Annotated in this window: 15 protein-coding genes; 14 read left to right on the top strand and 1 reads right to left on the bottom strand. The window is 58.3% G+C overall.

All coding sequences use genetic code 11. From position 1 onward, the window contains the following. The 6 genes from tilS to ispD form a co-directional block, all read left to right on the top strand. On the top strand, nt 1-906 hold a 906-nt coding region (gene tilS, locus KGB03_RS18115), incomplete at its 5' end, for a tRNA lysidine(34) synthetase TilS (protein WP_223527989.1). Nucleotides 907-1180: 274 nt separating this feature from the next. Then, the gene (locus KGB03_RS18110; RefSeq protein WP_111451003.1) at nt 1181-2812 is read left to right on the top strand and encodes a CTP synthase; all 1632 of its coding nucleotides are present in this window, start codon (nt 1181-1183) and stop codon (nt 2810-2812) included. Between the two features lie 5 nt (nt 2813-2817). Beyond that, entirely contained in the window at nt 2818-3663 is an 846-nt protein-coding gene (gene kdsA, locus KGB03_RS18105) for a 3-deoxy-8-phosphooctulonate synthase (RefSeq protein WP_111451002.1), read from the top strand. 156 nt (nt 3664-3819) lie between these two features. Further along, the gene (eno, locus tag KGB03_RS18100; RefSeq protein WP_010462792.1) at nt 3820-5109 is read left to right on the top strand and encodes a phosphopyruvate hydratase; all 1290 of its coding nucleotides are present in this window, start codon (nt 3820-3822) and stop codon (nt 5107-5109) included. A 171-nt stretch (nt 5110-5280) separates the two neighbouring features. Beyond that, nucleotides 5281-5559: a cell division protein FtsB gene (gene ftsB, locus KGB03_RS18095; protein ID WP_008028992.1), complete on the top strand. Its 279-nt coding sequence runs from the start codon at nt 5281-5283 to the stop codon at nt 5557-5559. After that, nucleotides 5556-6263 (top strand): 2-C-methyl-D-erythritol 4-phosphate cytidylyltransferase, encoded by a 708-nt coding sequence (gene ispD, locus KGB03_RS18090; RefSeq protein ID WP_111451000.1) that lies wholly within the window; start codon nt 5556-5558, stop codon nt 6261-6263. The genes ftsB and ispD overlap by 4 nt, the downstream gene beginning before the upstream one ends. Before the next feature lie 157 nt (nt 6264-6420). Here the strand turns inward: ispD and KGB03_RS18085 are convergent, their stop codons facing one another. Then, the gene (locus tag KGB03_RS18085; RefSeq protein WP_111450999.1) at nt 6421-7317 is read right to left on the bottom strand and encodes a LysR substrate-binding domain-containing protein; all 897 of its coding nucleotides are present in this window, start codon (nt 7315-7317) and stop codon (nt 6421-6423) included. Between the two features lie 107 nt (nt 7318-7424). Here KGB03_RS18085 and KGB03_RS18080 point away from each other — a divergent pair, with 107 nt between their 5' ends. The 8 genes from KGB03_RS18080 to rpoS all read left to right on the top strand — a co-directional run bounded on the left by KGB03_RS18080 (nt 7425) and on the right by rpoS (nt 14559). Further along, nucleotides 7425-8537 (top strand): S-(hydroxymethyl)glutathione dehydrogenase/class III alcohol dehydrogenase, encoded by a 1113-nt coding sequence (locus tag KGB03_RS18080; protein WP_008154027.1) that lies wholly within the window; start codon nt 7425-7427, stop codon nt 8535-8537. Between the two features lie 8 nt (nt 8538-8545). Beyond that, nucleotides 8546-9391: an S-formylglutathione hydrolase gene (fghA, locus tag KGB03_RS18075; protein ID WP_008154025.1), complete on the top strand. Its 846-nt coding sequence runs from the start codon at nt 8546-8548 to the stop codon at nt 9389-9391. Nucleotides 9392-9434: 43 nt separating this feature from the next. Continuing rightward, nucleotides 9435-9908, top strand: coding sequence for a 2-C-methyl-D-erythritol 2,4-cyclodiphosphate synthase (gene ispF / locus KGB03_RS18070; RefSeq protein WP_008154023.1), 474 nt, complete (start codon nt 9435-9437; stop codon nt 9906-9908). After that, a complete protein-coding gene (gene truD, locus KGB03_RS18065; protein WP_223527986.1) occupies nt 9905-10963 on the top strand; it encodes a tRNA pseudouridine(13) synthase TruD in 1059 nt (352 codons plus the stop codon). The genes ispF and truD overlap by 4 nt, the downstream gene beginning before the upstream one ends. Next, a complete protein-coding gene (surE, locus tag KGB03_RS18060; RefSeq protein WP_008154019.1) occupies nt 10951-11700 on the top strand; it encodes a 5'/3'-nucleotidase SurE in 750 nt (249 codons plus the stop codon). The genes truD and surE overlap by 13 nt, the downstream gene beginning before the upstream one ends. Before the next feature lie 41 nt (nt 11701-11741). Beyond that, complete coding sequence (locus KGB03_RS18055) at nt 11742-12377, top strand: protein-L-isoaspartate(D-aspartate) O-methyltransferase (protein ID WP_177327881.1); 636 nt, start codon at nt 11742-11744, stop codon at nt 12375-12377. Between the two features lie 211 nt (nt 12378-12588). Then, nucleotides 12589-13446, top strand: coding sequence for a peptidoglycan DD-metalloendopeptidase family protein (locus KGB03_RS18050; protein WP_192406403.1), 858 nt, complete (start codon nt 12589-12591; stop codon nt 13444-13446). 105 nt (nt 13447-13551) lie between these two features. After that, a complete protein-coding gene (gene rpoS, locus KGB03_RS18045; RefSeq protein ID WP_008154012.1) occupies nt 13552-14559 on the top strand; it encodes an RNA polymerase sigma factor RpoS in 1008 nt (335 codons plus the stop codon). Nucleotides 14560-15034: the final 475 nt, after the last annotated feature.

Genomic DNA, 15034 nt, shown 5'->3' with positions numbered 1-15034 from the left:
GGGGTGAGGGGATTGTCGGGGATGCCACGCCAGCGCCTACTCGGTAAAGGGCTGCTGCTGCGGCCATTGCTCGATGTCACGCGGGCTGAACTTGAAGCCTATGCGGCGGAGCATCGGCTGAGCTGGATCGAAGACCCATCGAACCAGGATCGGCAATTCTCGCGAAATTACCTGCGCCATCAGGTTTTCCCGGGATTGACCAAGCGCTGGCCGCAAGCGGTAACGACCATGGCCCGCAGCGCTGCGCACCTGAGCGAAGCGCAGGGATTGCTCGATGAGCTTGCGCAAATCGACCTGGCCGGTGCCAGCACGGCCAATGATTTTGATTGGCTGGGATTGCCGTCCCTTGAGTTGGGGGCATTGGCAACGCTGTCCGCTGCTCGTCAGCGTAATGCCTTAAGTCACTGGCTCGAACCGCTGACGCGACTGCCGGACAGTGACCATTGGTCGGGTTGGGAGGATTTACGTGATGCCACCGGCGATGCCTGCCCGATCTGGCGGCTGGCGGATGGCGAATTGCATCGGGCTGGTGGGCGTATCTGGTGGTTGTCCGGCAGTTGGTTGCGCCCGTCGCCCGCCGTCGGAAATTGGCCTGAACCCTCGCTATCGCTGGCGTTGCCGGATAACGGCGTGCTCACACTTACCGGCCAAATCCCCGATGGCTTGCTGCATATCCGCTATCGTGAGGGAGGTGAGGTGATGAGTCTGCCCGGTCGCGGCCATCGCGATCTGAAGCGATTGCTCAATGAAAGCGGCGTGCCGGGTTTCGTCCGTGGCAGATTGCCGCTGCTCTACCGAGACGAGCAATTGCTGGCGGTGGCCAACCTGCGGGGCTTGGATGGCAGTGCAAAGGAGCATTGGAATTTGCATTGGCAGCCACCGCACGAAGATCTAGGTTTGAGCTGAAAGGGGCTTTCCGGTAGACTACGCTCCCTTCTTGATACAACTTCTGTGGATTCGCCTGAATTGCAGGAGTTGCCGATTACCAAGCAGTCTTTGCTGGGCGATTCCAAAAAATGTGTAGCGAGCAACGTACCGGTGTTTCATCTTCCGGTCTGTCCCAACGCGGCGGTTTTTTTGAAAGGTGCACTGTGATTAATGCAGGTGATCGGGGGCTTCGGCCTTCCTTCGCTTTCCCCGGCGGCTCGGACCGCTTTAACGCAGACTTCTAGGGTTTTTCATGACGCGCTACATATTCGTCACGGGCGGTGTTGTTTCTTCATTGGGGAAAGGCATCGCATCGGCTTCATTGGCGGCCATCCTGGAGGCGCGGGGACTTAAGGTCACCATGCTGAAGCTGGACCCGTACATCAACGTTGACCCGGGCACCATGAGCCCGTTCCAGCACGGTGAAGTGTTCGTCACCCACGACGGCGCCGAGACCGACCTGGACCTTGGCCACTACGAGCGGTTCATCCGCACGACCATGACCCAGAACAACAACTTCACCACCGGCCGTGTCTACGAACACGTCCTGCGCAAAGAGCGCCGTGGTGATTACCTGGGCGCCACCATTCAGGTGATCCCGCACATCACCGACGAAATCAAGCGCCGGATCATCAAGGGCGCCGGCGATGCCGACGTGGCCATGGTCGAGATCGGTGGCACCGTGGGTGACATCGAGTCCCAGCCGTTCCTCGAAGCGATCCGTCAATTGCGTTTCGAAGTCGGCGCCAAGCGCGCGATGCTGATGCACCTGACACTGGTGCCGTACATCGCCACTGCCGGCGAAACCAAAACCAAGCCAACCCAGCACTCGGTCAAGGAACTGCGTTCCATCGGCCTGCAGCCTGACGTGCTGGTCTGCCGTTCCGATCACCCGATCGATATCTCCTCGCGTCGCAAGATCGCTCAGTTCACCAACGTTGAAGAACGTGCGGTGATTGCGCTGGAAGACGCCGACACCATCTACAAGATCCCGGGCATTCTGCACTCCCAGGGCCTGGATGATTTCGTTGTCGAGCGTTTCGGCCTGCAATGTGGCGGCGCCGATCTGTCCGAGTGGGAAGCCGTGGTCGACGCCAAGCTCAACCCTGAGCATGAAGTCACCATCGCGATGGTCGGCAAGTACATGGAACTGCTGGACGCCTACAAGTCGCTGATCGAAGCGATGAGTCACGCCGGCATCAGCAACCGCACCAAGGTCAACCTGCGCTACATCGACTCCGAAGACATCGAAAACCAGGGCACTGCGCTGCTGGAAGGTGTCGACGCGATTCTGGTACCTGGTGGCTTCGGTCTGCGAGGCGTGGAAGGCAAGATCACTGCCGTTCAATTCGCTCGCGAAAACAAGGTTCCGTACCTGGGCATCTGCCTGGGCATGCAAGTGGCCGTGATCGAGTTCGCTCGTAACGTGCTGGGCTGGAAAGACGCCAACTCCACCGAGTTCGATCGTGCCAGCGGTCATCCGGTCGTGGGTCTGATCACCGAGTGGGAAGATGCCACCGGCGCCGTCGAAACCCGTACCGAATCGTCCGATCTGGGCGGCACCATGCGCCTTGGCGCTCAGGATTGCCTGCTGGAGTCGGGTTCCCTGGTGCACGATTGCTACGCCAAGGACGTGATCGTCGAGCGTCACCGTCACCGCTACGAAGTGAACAACAACCTGCTGCCGCAAATCATGGAAGCCGGTCTGAAAGTCACTGGTCGTTCCGGTGATGGCGCCTTGGTAGAAGTGGTTGAAGCCCCGGATCATCCATGGTTCGTCGCTTGCCAGTTCCACCCTGAGTTCACCTCGACACCACGCGACGGTCACCCGTTGTTCAGCGGTTTCGTTAAAGCAGCTTTGGTTCAACACCAGAAGAAGGCGTAAATCCGATGGCCCAGAAGATCATCCGCGTAGGCGATATCGAGATTGCCAACGACAAGCCAATGGTGCTTTTCGGTGGTATGAACGTGCTGGAAAGCCGCGACATGGCGATGCAGGTCTGCGAAGAATACGTAAAGGTCACCCAGAAACTCGGTATCCCTTACGTGTTCAAGGCCAGCTTCGACAAGGCCAACCGTTCCTCCGTGACCTCTTACCGTGGCCCCGGTCTGGAAGAGGGCATGCGGATTTTTCAGGACATCAAGCAAGCGTTCGGCGTGCCGATCATCACCGACGTCCACGAGCCTGATCAGGCCGCGGTCGTCGCTGAAGTCTGCGATATCATCCAGCTGCCGGCCTTCTTGTCGCGCCAGACCGACCTGGTGGTTGCGATGGCCAAGACCGGTGCGGTGATCAACATCAAGAAAGCCCAGTTTCTCGCGCCTCAGGAAATGAAACACATCCTGAGCAAATGCGTGGAAGCGGGTAACGATCAGTTGATCCTCTGCGAACGCGGTTCGAGCTTCGGCTACAACAACCTGGTCGTCGACATGCTCGGCTTCGGCATCATGAAGCAGTTCGAATACCCGGTGTTCTTCGACGTGACTCACGCGCTGCAAATGCCCGGTGGTCGCTCCGATTCCGCCGGCGGTCGCCGTGCTCAGGTCCTCGATCTGGCCAAGGCTGGCATGAGCCAGTCGCTGGCCGGTCTGTTCCTCGAAGCGCATCCGGACCCGGACAACGCCAAATGCGACGGCCCTTGCGCCCTGCGTCTGGACAAACTGGAGCCATTCCTGGCCCAGCTCAAAGCTTTGGACGAACTGGTGAAGAGTTTTCCGACGGTAGAAACCGCGTAATCCTCATTTCTCCGGTAAAGTACCGCACGAATTAATGCTCAGGCCCTCGGGTCTGAGCCTTATCGTCCGCAAGTCTGCCCGCTGCACGTTACTTGCCGGCGATACAAGATTTCCTTCAGCTGCGTCGTTTTCGTCAACTTTGGAGTGTTTACAACAATGGCAAAAATCGTCGACATCAAAGGTCGTGAAGTTCTCGACTCCCGTGGCAACCCCACCGTGGAAGCGGACGTGCTTCTCGATAACGGCATCATCGGCAGTGCTTGCGCGCCGTCCGGTGCTTCCACTGGCTCGCGTGAAGCGCTCGAGCTGCGTGATGGCGACAAGAGCCGTTACCTGGGCAAGGGCGTACTCAAAGCCGTCGCCAACATCAACGGTCCGATCCGCGACCTGTTGCTGGGTACAGACCCAAGCGACCAGAAAGCGCTGGATCACGCGATGATCAAGCTCGACGGTACTGAAAACAAAGGTTCCCTGGGCGCCAACGCGATCCTCGCCGTTTCCCTGGCAGCCGCCAAGGCCGCCGCACAGGACCAGGACCTGCCGCTGTACGCGCACATCGCCAACCTGAACGGCACCCCGGGTGTTTACTCGATGCCGGTTCCGATGATGAACATCATCAACGGTGGCGAACACGCCGATAACAACGTCGACATCCAGGAGTTCATGGTTCAGCCAGTAGGCGCCAAGTCTTTCTCGGAAGGTCTGCGCATGGGCACCGAGATTTTCCATCACCTGAAAGCTGTTCTGAAGGCCCGTGGCCTGAGCACTGCAGTGGGCGACGAAGGTGGTTTCGCACCGAACCTGGCCTCCAACGAAGACGCTTTGAAAGTGATCTCCGAAGCCGTGGCTAACGCCGGTTACAAGCTGGGCACCGACGTGACCCTGGCGCTGGACTGCGCTGCCAGCGAATTCTACGAAGACGGTAAATACAACCTGTCCGGCGAAGGCCAGGTGTTCACCGCTGAAGGTTTCGCTGACTACCTGAAAGGCTTGACCGAGCGTTACCCGATCATCTCGATCGAAGACGGTCTGGACGAGTCCGACTGGGCTGGCTGGAAAATCCTCACCGACAAGATCGGCGAGAAAACTCAGCTGGTGGGCGACGACCTGTTCGTGACCAACACCAAGATCCTGAAAGAAGGCATCGATAAAAAGATCGCCAACTCGATCCTGATCAAGTTCAACCAGATCGGCACCCTGACCGAAACCCTGGAAGCCATCCAGATGGCCAAGGCCGCTGGTTACACCGCCGTGATCTCGCACCGCTCCGGCGAAACAGAAGATTCGACCATTGCCGACCTGGCTGTGGGTACCGCGGCTGGCCAGATCAAGACCGGCTCCCTGTGCCGTTCGGACCGTGTTTCCAAGTACAACCAATTGCTGCGTATCGAAGAGCAGTTGAATGGCAAAGCCAAGTACAACGGTCGCAGTGAATTCCGCGGTTAATCGTTAATTGGTAAAAAGACACCGGATTGTGTCGGAAAAATCGCTACAGCGATGGATTTGCCACTAATCTGATGCCTTATAAGCACAAGCCTGGGTCTTCCAGGCTTCGTGCTATCAGAAGCTTCAAAGTTTTGGCATGGCTGTCTTTTTTCACTGGATACCTGATATTCGATGCGCAGTCCCAATTGGTTGTTCCTCGTGTTGCTCCTGCTGCTGGCTGGCCTGCAATACCGCCTGTGGGTGGGTAATGGCAGTCTGGCGCAAGTGGCCGAACTGACTCAGCAGATCGCAGATCAACACGCTGAGAACGAGGGGCTGCTTGAGCGTAATCGAGTGATGGACGCTGAAGTCAGTGAATTGAAAAAGGGCATGGAGACCGTTGAAGAGCGGGCTCGTCATGAGTTGGGCATGGTCAAGGACGGTGAAACCCTTTACCAGTTGGCTCAATGAACCCCTCGTTACCAGCCTTCTGGGCTGTAATTCCTGCCGCGGGCGTCGGTGCCCGTATGGCCGCGGACCGTCCCAAGCAATACTTGCAGCTGGGCGGGCGCACTATTCTCGAACACAGCCTCGGCTGTTTCCTTGATCATCCTTCCCTGAAAGGGTTGGTGGTCAGTCTTGCTGTTGATGATCCTTATTGGCCGAATCTGGCGTGTGCTTGCGATCCGCGAATTCAGCGGGTTGAAGGTGGCTCCGAGCGTTCCGGGTCGGTACTCAATGCGTTACTGCATTTGCATGCGCAAGGCGCCGACGATGAGGATTGGGTGTTGGTTCACGATGCCGCGCGGCCGAATCTGAGCCGTGATGATCTGGACAAGTTGCTGGGTGAACTCGCAGATGATCCGGTTGGCGGACTGCTGGCGGTTCCGGCACGCGATACCCTCAAGCGGGTCGACAAGCACGGTCGCGTGGTCGAAACCGTGGATCGCAGTGTGATCTGGCAAGCCTATACGCCGCAGATGTTTCGCCTAGGGGCGTTGCATCGGGCGTTGGCCGACAGTCTGGTGGCCGATGCGGTCATCACTGACGAAGCTTCGGCGATGGAGTGGGCGGGTCTGGCGCCGCGCCTGATCGAAGGCCGGTCCGACAACCTCAAGGTTACGCGCCCCGAAGACCTGGAATGGTTGCGCCAGCGTTGGGCTAATCGCCGCTGAATGATTCGTTGACTGTTCTGCCGCCATCGCGAGCAGGCTCGCTCCCACAGTGTTTTGCGTTGCCCGGCTTTTCGGTGTTCGCCAGCGCCCCCTGTGGGAGCGGGCTTGCTCGCGAAAGCGGTATCTCAGCCAATAAAACTGGCACTGAAAACATACTTTAGCTCCGATACTCCGGCCGCTCAGCCAATCCTTCCTTCAAATAATCCACCAGCTTGCGCACCTTCGGCGACAAATGTCGCTGCTGTGGATAAAGCGCCCACACGGCGGTGTTCGGCGGTTGGTGAGCTTCCAGCAGCGAAATCAATTCGCCGTTTTTCAGATGCTCCAGCACGTAGTAGTCCGGCAGCTGACACAAGCCCACCCCCTGTAACGCCGCATCCAGCACCGCTTGCCCACTGTTGCAGCGCCAGTTTCCCTGTACTCGCTGGGAAAATTCCCGCCCGTTCTGTTCCAGTTGCCAGATGTCCGAGCTACCGATGAGGCAGTTGTGGCGGCTCAGTTCCGACAAACTATGCGGGCGACCATACCGTTCCAGGTAAGACGGCGATGCGCACAGGTACATGCGTCGTGGCGCCAGGCGTGTCGCTACCAGCCGCGAGTCCTGCAGGCGACCGAGACGGATCGCCAGGTCCAGCCCTTCGTGCACGAGGTCGAGTTGACGATTGCTCAGTTCGATGTCGATGCGCAGTTGCGGATAGAGCCCCATGAAACGGGTTACCAGCGGCACGATGAATCGTTCGCCGTACGCCACGGCGCAGGTCATGCGCAGCATGCCTTTGGGTTCACTGGTCAGGTCACCCACCGCTCGCAGTGCTTCTTCGCGTCCATCCTGCAGGCGCTGGCAATGTTGCAGAAAGGTTTGCCCGGCTTCGGTCAGAGTGACCCGGCGGGTGCTGCGATAAAGCAGTCGCGTCTGAAGGCGCTCTTCGAGGCGTACTATTTGTCGACTGATGTGGGAGGAAGAAACCCCGAGGCGTTCCGCGGCAGCCGTGAACTGACTGCACTCGGCCACGGCGACGAACTCGTCGATACCTTCCCAGCGGTTTTCGGACATCAAGGATTATCCCTGTATGGCAATAATGTTTTGCTTTTGTCCGGATTATTCACCGTCAGGCGGTGTATTACACTCACTGTCTCGTTTTAATTCACTGGAGAATCCACATGATCAAGTCGCGCGCTGCCGTTGCCTTCGAGGCCAAGAAACCCCTCGAGATCGTTGAAGTCGATGTCGCCATGCCCAAGGCCGGCGAAGTCCTGCTGCGTGTGGTTGCCTCCGGTGTCTGCCATACCGACGCCTACACGCTGTCGGGGGCGGACCCGGAAGGTATCTTCCCGTCGATCCTCGGTCACGAAGGTGGCGCGGTGGTCGAGGCTATCGGTGAGGGCGTGACCTCCGTCGCAGTCGGCGATCATGTGATCCCGCTGTACACCCCGGAATGTCGCCAGTGCAAATTCTGTCTGTCGGGTAAAACCAACCTGTGCCAGGCGATTCGCGCGACTCAGGGTAAAGGCCTGATGCCGGATGGCACTTCGCGTTTTTCCTACAAAGGCCAACCCATTTTCCACTACATGGGGACGTCGACGTTCTCCGAGTACACCGTGCTGCCGGAAATCTCCGTCGCCAAAATTCAAAAAGAAGCGCCGCTGGAAAAAGTCTGCCTGCTGGGCTGCGGTGTCACCACCGGCATCGGTGCCGTTCTTAATACCGCCAAGGTAAAACCAGGTGATACCGTCGCCATTTTCGGCCTCGGCGGCATCGGTCTGTCGGCAGTGATAGGCGCCGTCAAAGCCAAGGCTGCGCGGATCATCGCCATCGACATCAACCCGGCCAAGTTCGAGATCGCCAAGCAGTTGGGTGCAACCGATTGTGTGAACCCGAAAGATTTCGATCGTCCGATCCAGGAAGTCATCGTCGACATGACCGATGGCGGCGTCGACTTTTCCTTTGAATGCATCGGTAATGTGCAATTGATGCGTGCCGCACTCGAGTGCTGCCACAAGGGGTGGGGCGAGTCGGTAATCATCGGCGTCGCCGGTGCTGGCCAGGAAATCTCCACGCGTCCATTCCAGCTGGTAACCGGTCGCGTCTGGCGCGGTTCGGCGTTCGGCGGCGTGCGTGGCCGTACCGAGTTGCCAAGCTATGTCGAGATGGCTGAAACCGGCGAAATCCCGCTGGATACGTTCATCACCCACACCATGGGCCTGGAAGATATCAACAAGGCGTTCGACCTGATGCATGAAGGCAAGAGCATCCGTTCCGTCATCCATTTCTGAGGTCGGTCATGAGCCTGGAAAATATCTCCTGCCAGAAAAGCTTCGGCGGCTGGCACAAACGCTATCGGCACCGCTCCGATGTGCTCGGCTGCGACATGGTGTTTGCCGTGTACCTGCCGCCGCAAGCGGAGCAGGGCGGCAAGTTGCCGGTGCTGTACTGGTTGTCCGGCCTGACCTGCACCGACGAAAACTTCATGCAAAAGGCCGGCGCCATGCGCATGGCCGCCGAGCTGGGGCTGATCATCGTTGCTCCGGACACCAGCCCTCGCGGTCCTGATGTGCCGGGTGATCCGGATGGCGCCTGGGACTTCGGTCTCGGCGCCGGGTTTTATCTGAATGCCACGCAGGAACCCTGGTCGCGGCATTATCGGATGCATGACTATGTCGTGCAGGAATTGCCCGCATTGGTCGAAGCCCATTTCCCGGCCTCGGACAAGCGCGGCATCAGCGGTCATTCCATGGGCGGCCACGGCGCGCTGGTCTGCGCGTTGCGTAATCCGGGACGCTATCAGTCGGTCTCGGCGTTCTCGCCGATCAACAATCCGATGGACTGCCCTTGGGGGCAGAAAGCCTTTTCCCGCTACCTGGGGGAAGACCGATCGAAATGGCGCGAGTGGGATGCCTGCGTCCTGATTGCCGAGGCGAACGAAAAGCTGCCGCTGCTGGTTGACCAAGGTGATCGCGACGATTTCCTGGCCACCCAGCTCAAGCCTGAAGCCTTGCAACAGGCCGCCAAACTGGCCGGTCATCCGCTGACGTTGCGCCTGCAACCCGGCTACGACCACAGCTATTTCTTCATCGCCAGCTTCATAGACGATCACTTACAGCATCACGCGCGCGCCCTAGGCGTGTAATGCAGGTAGAATCACGCCCTGACAAAAATCGGGGCGTTTTTTTATGCGTATTGGCCACGGCTATGATGTGCACCGTTTCGCTGAAGGCGATTTCATTACTCTGGGCGGCGTGCGCATTGCACACGGCTTCGGGCTGCTCGCTCATTCCGACGGTGACGTCCTGCTGCACGCCTTGAGCGATGCCTTGCTCGGCGCCGCTGCGTTGGGTGATATCGGCAAACATTTTCCGGACACCGACCCGACATACAAGGGCGCCGACAGCCGAGTGCTGTTGCGTCACGTCGTCGCACTGATCCACGCCAAGGGCTGGAAAGTCGGCAACGTCGATAACACCATCGTCGCCCAAGCGCCGAAAATGGCCCCGCATATCGAATCGATGCGCGCGCTGATTGCCGCGGATCTTCAAGTTGAGTTGGATCAAGTGAACGTGAAAGCTACCACCACCGAAAAGCTCGGCTTTGTCGGTCGCGAAGAGGGCATAGCCGTGCACTCCGTTGCCTTGTTGCTGCGCGCATGAACGAACTGCAATTGCTCGGCCCGCGGGCCTATGGCGAAGCCCTCGGCACCGCAGTACTGAAAGCCACGGCGGAAGATTTTCAGGTCGATGAAGTCCTCAACATTCCCCTCAGTGGCGACGGCGAGCACTTGTGGATCTGGGTGGAAAAACGCGGTCTGAATACCGAAGAAGCGGCACGACGGATCGCCAAGGCGGCGGGCGTGCCGTTGCGCACCGTCAGTTATGCGGGCCTCAAGGATCGTCAGGCGCTGACTCGCCAGTGGTTCAGCGTGCAGCTGCCGGGCAAGGCTGATCCTGATCTGTCGGTGGCGGAAAACGATACGCTGAAGATCCTCAAGACCGGCCGGCACAAACGCAAGCTGCAACGCGGTGCTCACTCGGCCAATGGCTTCACGTTGCGACTGACGCAATTCGCTGGCGACAAAGCGGCGATCGACGAGCGTCTGCAACTGATCGCCAAGCAAGGTATTCCCAATTATTTCGGCGCCCAGCGTTTTGGGTTTGACGGCGGTAACGTGGTCGATGCCCGTGCCTGGGCGGCGCGTAAAGCGTTGCCGGAGCAGCGCAACGTGCGTTCGCGTCTGCTCTCCACGGCGCGCAGTTTTCTGTTTAATCAGGTGTTGGCGGCACGTGTCGCCGATGGCAGCTGGCAGCGTGCCCTGGTTGGCGATCTGCTGGCCTTCACCGACAGTCGCAGCTTCTTTCCGGCAGGTGAGGCCGAGTGCAGCGACCCGCGTCTGGCGATTCTCGATCTGCACCCGACCGGTCCGCAGTGGGGCGAAGGTGACTCGCCGACCACTGGCGCTGTCCATGAACTGGAGCAGGCAATCGCCACTCGCGAAGCGGACTTGCGCGATTGGTTGATTAACGCCGGTATGAGCCACGAACGTCGCATCCTGCGGCTGCCCATTAGTGGGTTGACGTGGCATTATCCCGAGCCTGACATTCTGCAACTGGAATTCGTCCTCCCGGCCGGATGCTTCGCCACCGTTTTGGTGCGCGAGCTTGTTGATCTGGTGCCGGTGGGGCAGACGGACAGCCCATGCGTATTCTGATTTCTAACGACGATGGGGTAACCGCACCCGGTCTCGCCGCGCTTTATGCTGCGCTGGCGGATTACACCGAGTGCGTGGTTATCGCCCCGGACCAAGACAAAAGCGGCGCCAGCAGCTCGCTGACGCTCGACCGTCCGTTACACCCGCAAACCCTGGCCAACGGCTTTATCAGCCTCAATGGCACACCGACCGATTGCGTGCACCTGGGCCTCAATGGCTTGCTGGAACGCGAGGCGGACATGGTGGTTTCAGGCATCAACCTGGGCGCCAACCTGGGTGATGACGTGTTGTATTCCGGCACCGTGGCGGCGGCCCTTGAGGGACGTTTCCTGGCGCGTCCTTCGTTTGCCTTTTCGTTGGTCTCACGGCAAGTGGAGAACCTTCCCACAGCCGCGTACTTTGCGCGCAAACTGGTAGAGGCTCACGCGGACCTTGAACTGCCACCGCGTACGGTACTGAACGTGAACATTCCCAATTTGCCGCTGGACCACATCCGCGGTATTCAGCTGACCCGCCTCGGACATCGCGCACGTGCTGCGGCGCCGATGAAAGTGGTCGATCCGCGCGGTAAATCCGGTTACTGGATTGCGGCGGCGGGGGATGCCGAAGACGGCGGCCCGGGCACCGATTTTCATGCGGTGATGCAAGGCTATGTTTCAATCACCCCACTGCAACTGGATCGCACCTTTAATGATGCCTTCAGAAGTCTCGATGGCTGGCTGGAGGGGCTGAACTAATGGCTCGTGAACAAGACGATATTCTGCGTCGTGGCATCGGGATGACCTCACAACGGACCCGTGAGCGCCTTATTCAGCGCCTGTATGAAGAGGGGATTTGCAACGCCAAGGTGCTGGAAGTCATTCGCCGTACACCGCGTCACCTGTTCGTCGACGAGGCGCTGGCTCACCGTGCCTACGAAGACACGGCGTTGCCAATCGGCAATAACCAGACCATCTCCCAGCCTTATATGGTGGCTCGCATGAGCGAGCTGCTGCTGGAGGCAGGTCCTCTCGACAAGGTGATGGAAATCGGCACCGGCTCGGGCTATCAGACGGCGGTGTTGTCGCAATTGGTCGAGCGGGTATTTTCCGTCGAGCGCATCAAGGTTCTGCAAGACCGGGCCAAGGAACGCCTGGTGGAACTGAACCTGCGCAACGTGGTGTTCCGTTGGGGCGATGGTTGGGAAGGCTGGCCGGCGCTGGCGCCTTACAACGGCATTATCGTGACCGCGGTGGCGACCGATGTACCTCAGGCGCTGCTTGATCAATTGGCACCGGGAGGGCGGCTGGTGATCCCGGTCGGATCGGGTGAGGTTCAACAATTGATGCTGATCATCCGGGAAGAACAGGGCTTTTCCAGGCGTGTTCTGGGGGCTGTACGCTTCGTCCCGTTACTCAATGGGCCACTTGCCTGAGCATTTGTTTCAGGGCGCTGAATTCTCTTCGATCGCTCCTGTCTTACAGCGGCATCGATCAGTTAAACGGGATTCATCGTCAGGCAGCAAACGTGTGCGCGAAGCCATTTCGCTTCATTAAAGGTAAAGGCTGCACGGCCCGTTATACTTGCGACATTTTATGCCGGAACACGGCAATCCACATTTTCAGCCACCACAAAGGGAGCGGCGGGTGAGTCTCACAGTCATTGCGCAGCGAATGGGTAAAACGAGCTTTCAGCGCCTGGTGACTGGCCTTGTCTTGAGCACCTTGCTGGTCGGTTGCTCCAGCAACAAGTCGAGTGATGCACGCGTCGTCGATCGCAACAACGCCGTCGCCCAGCGTCCGGCAGTGACCACGGGTCAATACGTCGTCCGACCTAAAGACACCTTGTTCTCCATTGCCTTTCGCTACGGTTGGGACTACAAAGCCCTCGCGGCACGCAACAACATTCCTACGCCTTATACGATCCATCCGGGTCAGACGATTCGCTTTGACGGTCGCACCGGTTCAACGCCGACGCCGGTGGCCAGCACCACCGATTCAACGCCTTCTTCGTCGCTGAAAACCACGGTTATCCGGCGCCAGGCGAATGGCGCAACCACCAGCACAGCGGTGGTTACACCGTCCGTCGGCAGCAAGCCGACCCCGGCTCCGATGCCTCCTGCCGGTCCGGCCCCGACCGGCTGGGGGTGGCCATCTAATGGCATTCTTATTGGAAAATTCTCTTCAAACGGGAGTTTGAATAAAGGAATTGATATCGCCGGGGATTTGGGACAGCCTGTTTTAGCTGCGTCTGATGGGACGGTGGTATACGCCGGGAGTGGCTTAAGGGGCTACGGCGAATTAGTCATCATCAAACACAGCGATACCTACGTTAGCGCCTACGGACATAACCGCAGGCTGTTGGTTCGGGAGGGGCAGCAGGTCAAGGTCGGACAGACAATTGCCGAAATGGGGTCAACGGGTACAGACCGGGTGAAGCTGCATTTTGAGATTCGCCGACAAGGTAAACCAGTAGATCCGCTGCAATTCCTGCCGCGTCGTTGATCGCTTTCCAGCCTGTTCCGTCGCGTAGAGGGAACAGGTTCCAGCGTTGCCAAGGATAAAGGCGCCGCTTGAGCCTGAGGTCGAACTCACCAAAGGACTATAACAATGGCTCTCAGTAAAGAAGTGCCGGAGTTTGACATCGACGATGAGGTTCTCCTTATGGAGACCGGCATCGGTACGGATTCGATGTCGAATGATGAAGGGGCTGCTCCACCTTCCGTTCGTGCCAAATCCAAACACTCCGCCTCGTTAAAGCAACACAAGTACATTGACTACACGCGTGCGCTCGATGCCACGCAGCTGTACCTCAATGAGATTGGTTTTTCCCCTCTGCTATCCCCCGAAGAAGAAGTTCATTTTGCGCGCTTGTCGCAAAGTGGAGATCCGGCCGGGCGCAAACGCATGATTGAAAGTAACCTGCGGCTGGTGGTGAAAATCGCCCGGCGTTACGTCAATCGTGGTCTGTCGCTACTTGACCTGATCGAAGAGGGCAACCTCGGTCTTATCCGGGCGGTAGAGAAGTTCGACCCCGAACGCGGCTTCCGCTTTTCGACCTACGCGACCTGGTGGATTCGTCAGACCATCGAGCGCGCGATCATGAATCAGACCCGTACCATCCGGTTGCCGATTCATGTGGTCAAAGAGCTCAACGTGTACCTGCGGGCTGCACGGGAGCTGACGCAAAAACTCGATCACGAACCCTCACCCGAAGAAATTGCCAACCTGCTGGAAAAACCAGTGGGCGAGGTCAAGCGCATGCTCGGCCTGAACGAGCGGGTTTCTTCGGTCGACGTCTCGCTGGGTCCGGATTCGGATAAAACCCTGCTGGACACCCTTACCGATGACCGTCCAACCGATCCATGTGAACTGTTGCAGGATGACGACCTGTCCCAGAGCATCGATCAATGGCTCTCGGAGCTGACCGACAAGCAACGTGAAGTGGTGATACGCCGCTTCGGCCTGCGCGGTCACGAGAGCAGCACGCTTGAAGATGTGGGCCTGGAGATTGGCCTGACCCGTGAGCGGGTCAGACAGATTCAGGTTGAAGGCTTGAAGCGTCTTCGGGAAATTCTCGAGAAGAATGGCCTGTCGAGCGAGTCGCTGTTTCAATAAGTAATTTGCTGGCTGGCATAAAAAACCCCCGACTGGTTCGGGGTTTTTTATTGCCCGGGAAACAGGCTGGGAGTTCCCTCCGTCATCCCTCTGGTTTGTAGTCTCTCGCTGTAAGTTTTTGCTTACTCTTTCGTAAGTGTTCGCTAATTCAATGGGTAGCAGTCGTACATATTCTTACGTGAGATAGAATTAACTAATTGATTTATATGATTATTTTTTCAGGTTAATAACTTGTGACAGGTCATTTCAGCTGTCGGGGGCGATTGCTCTTGGTAGGGAATTCTCTAGTATCTGAACTGTGTCGACGGACAGACACACCCTTCAAGGATGGGGGGGAAGGACATCGCAGGAAGCGATTCATCAGGACGATGAAAAGGAACACAGGGAATAGGGAAAAATGTGGGCGGGTCAAACCGCCCCTTTTTTTGCCTGCAGAAAAGCAAAAAGGCCCGCGAGGGGCCTTTTCGAGAACGCG

The organism is Pseudomonas sp. BF-B-26, from assembly GCF_019956495.1.
Lineage (GTDB): Bacteria > Pseudomonadota > Gammaproteobacteria > Pseudomonadales > Pseudomonadaceae > Aquipseudomonas.
Note: the sequence above shows the minus strand (reverse complement) of the source record. Positions and strands in the feature narration are given on the sequence as shown.

Bases quoted from the DNA above. Each gene is read 5' to 3' on its own strand.
- KGB03_RS18110 (WP_111451003.1), top strand. From the start codon at position 1,181: ATGACGCGCTACATATTCGTCACGGGCGGTGTTGTTTCTTCATTGGGG.
- kdsA (WP_111451002.1), top strand. From the start codon at position 2,818: ATGGCCCAGAAGATCATCCGCGTAGGCGATATCGAGATTGCCAACGAC.
- eno (WP_010462792.1), top strand. From the start codon at position 3,820: ATGGCAAAAATCGTCGACATCAAAGGTCGTGAAGTTCTCGACTCCCGT.
- ftsB (WP_008028992.1), top strand. From the start codon at position 5,281: ATGCGCAGTCCCAATTGGTTGTTCCTCGTGTTGCTCCTGCTGCTGGCT.
- ispD (WP_111451000.1), top strand. From the start codon at position 5,556: ATGAACCCCTCGTTACCAGCCTTCTGGGCTGTAATTCCTGCCGCGGGC.
- KGB03_RS18085 (WP_111450999.1), bottom strand. From the start codon at position 7,317: ATGTCCGAAAACCGCTGGGAAGGTATCGACGAGTTCGTCGCCGTGGCC.
- KGB03_RS18080 (WP_008154027.1), top strand. From the start codon at position 7,425: ATGATCAAGTCGCGCGCTGCCGTTGCCTTCGAGGCCAAGAAACCCCTC.
- fghA (WP_008154025.1), top strand. From the start codon at position 8,546: ATGAGCCTGGAAAATATCTCCTGCCAGAAAAGCTTCGGCGGCTGGCAC.
- ispF (WP_008154023.1), top strand. From the start codon at position 9,435: ATGCGTATTGGCCACGGCTATGATGTGCACCGTTTCGCTGAAGGCGAT.
- truD (WP_223527986.1), top strand. From the start codon at position 9,905: ATGAACGAACTGCAATTGCTCGGCCCGCGGGCCTATGGCGAAGCCCTC.
- surE (WP_008154019.1), top strand. From the start codon at position 10,951: ATGCGTATTCTGATTTCTAACGACGATGGGGTAACCGCACCCGGTCTC.
- KGB03_RS18055 (WP_177327881.1), top strand. From the start codon at position 11,742: ATGACCTCACAACGGACCCGTGAGCGCCTTATTCAGCGCCTGTATGAA.
- rpoS (WP_008154012.1), top strand. From the start codon at position 13,552: ATGGCTCTCAGTAAAGAAGTGCCGGAGTTTGACATCGACGATGAGGTT.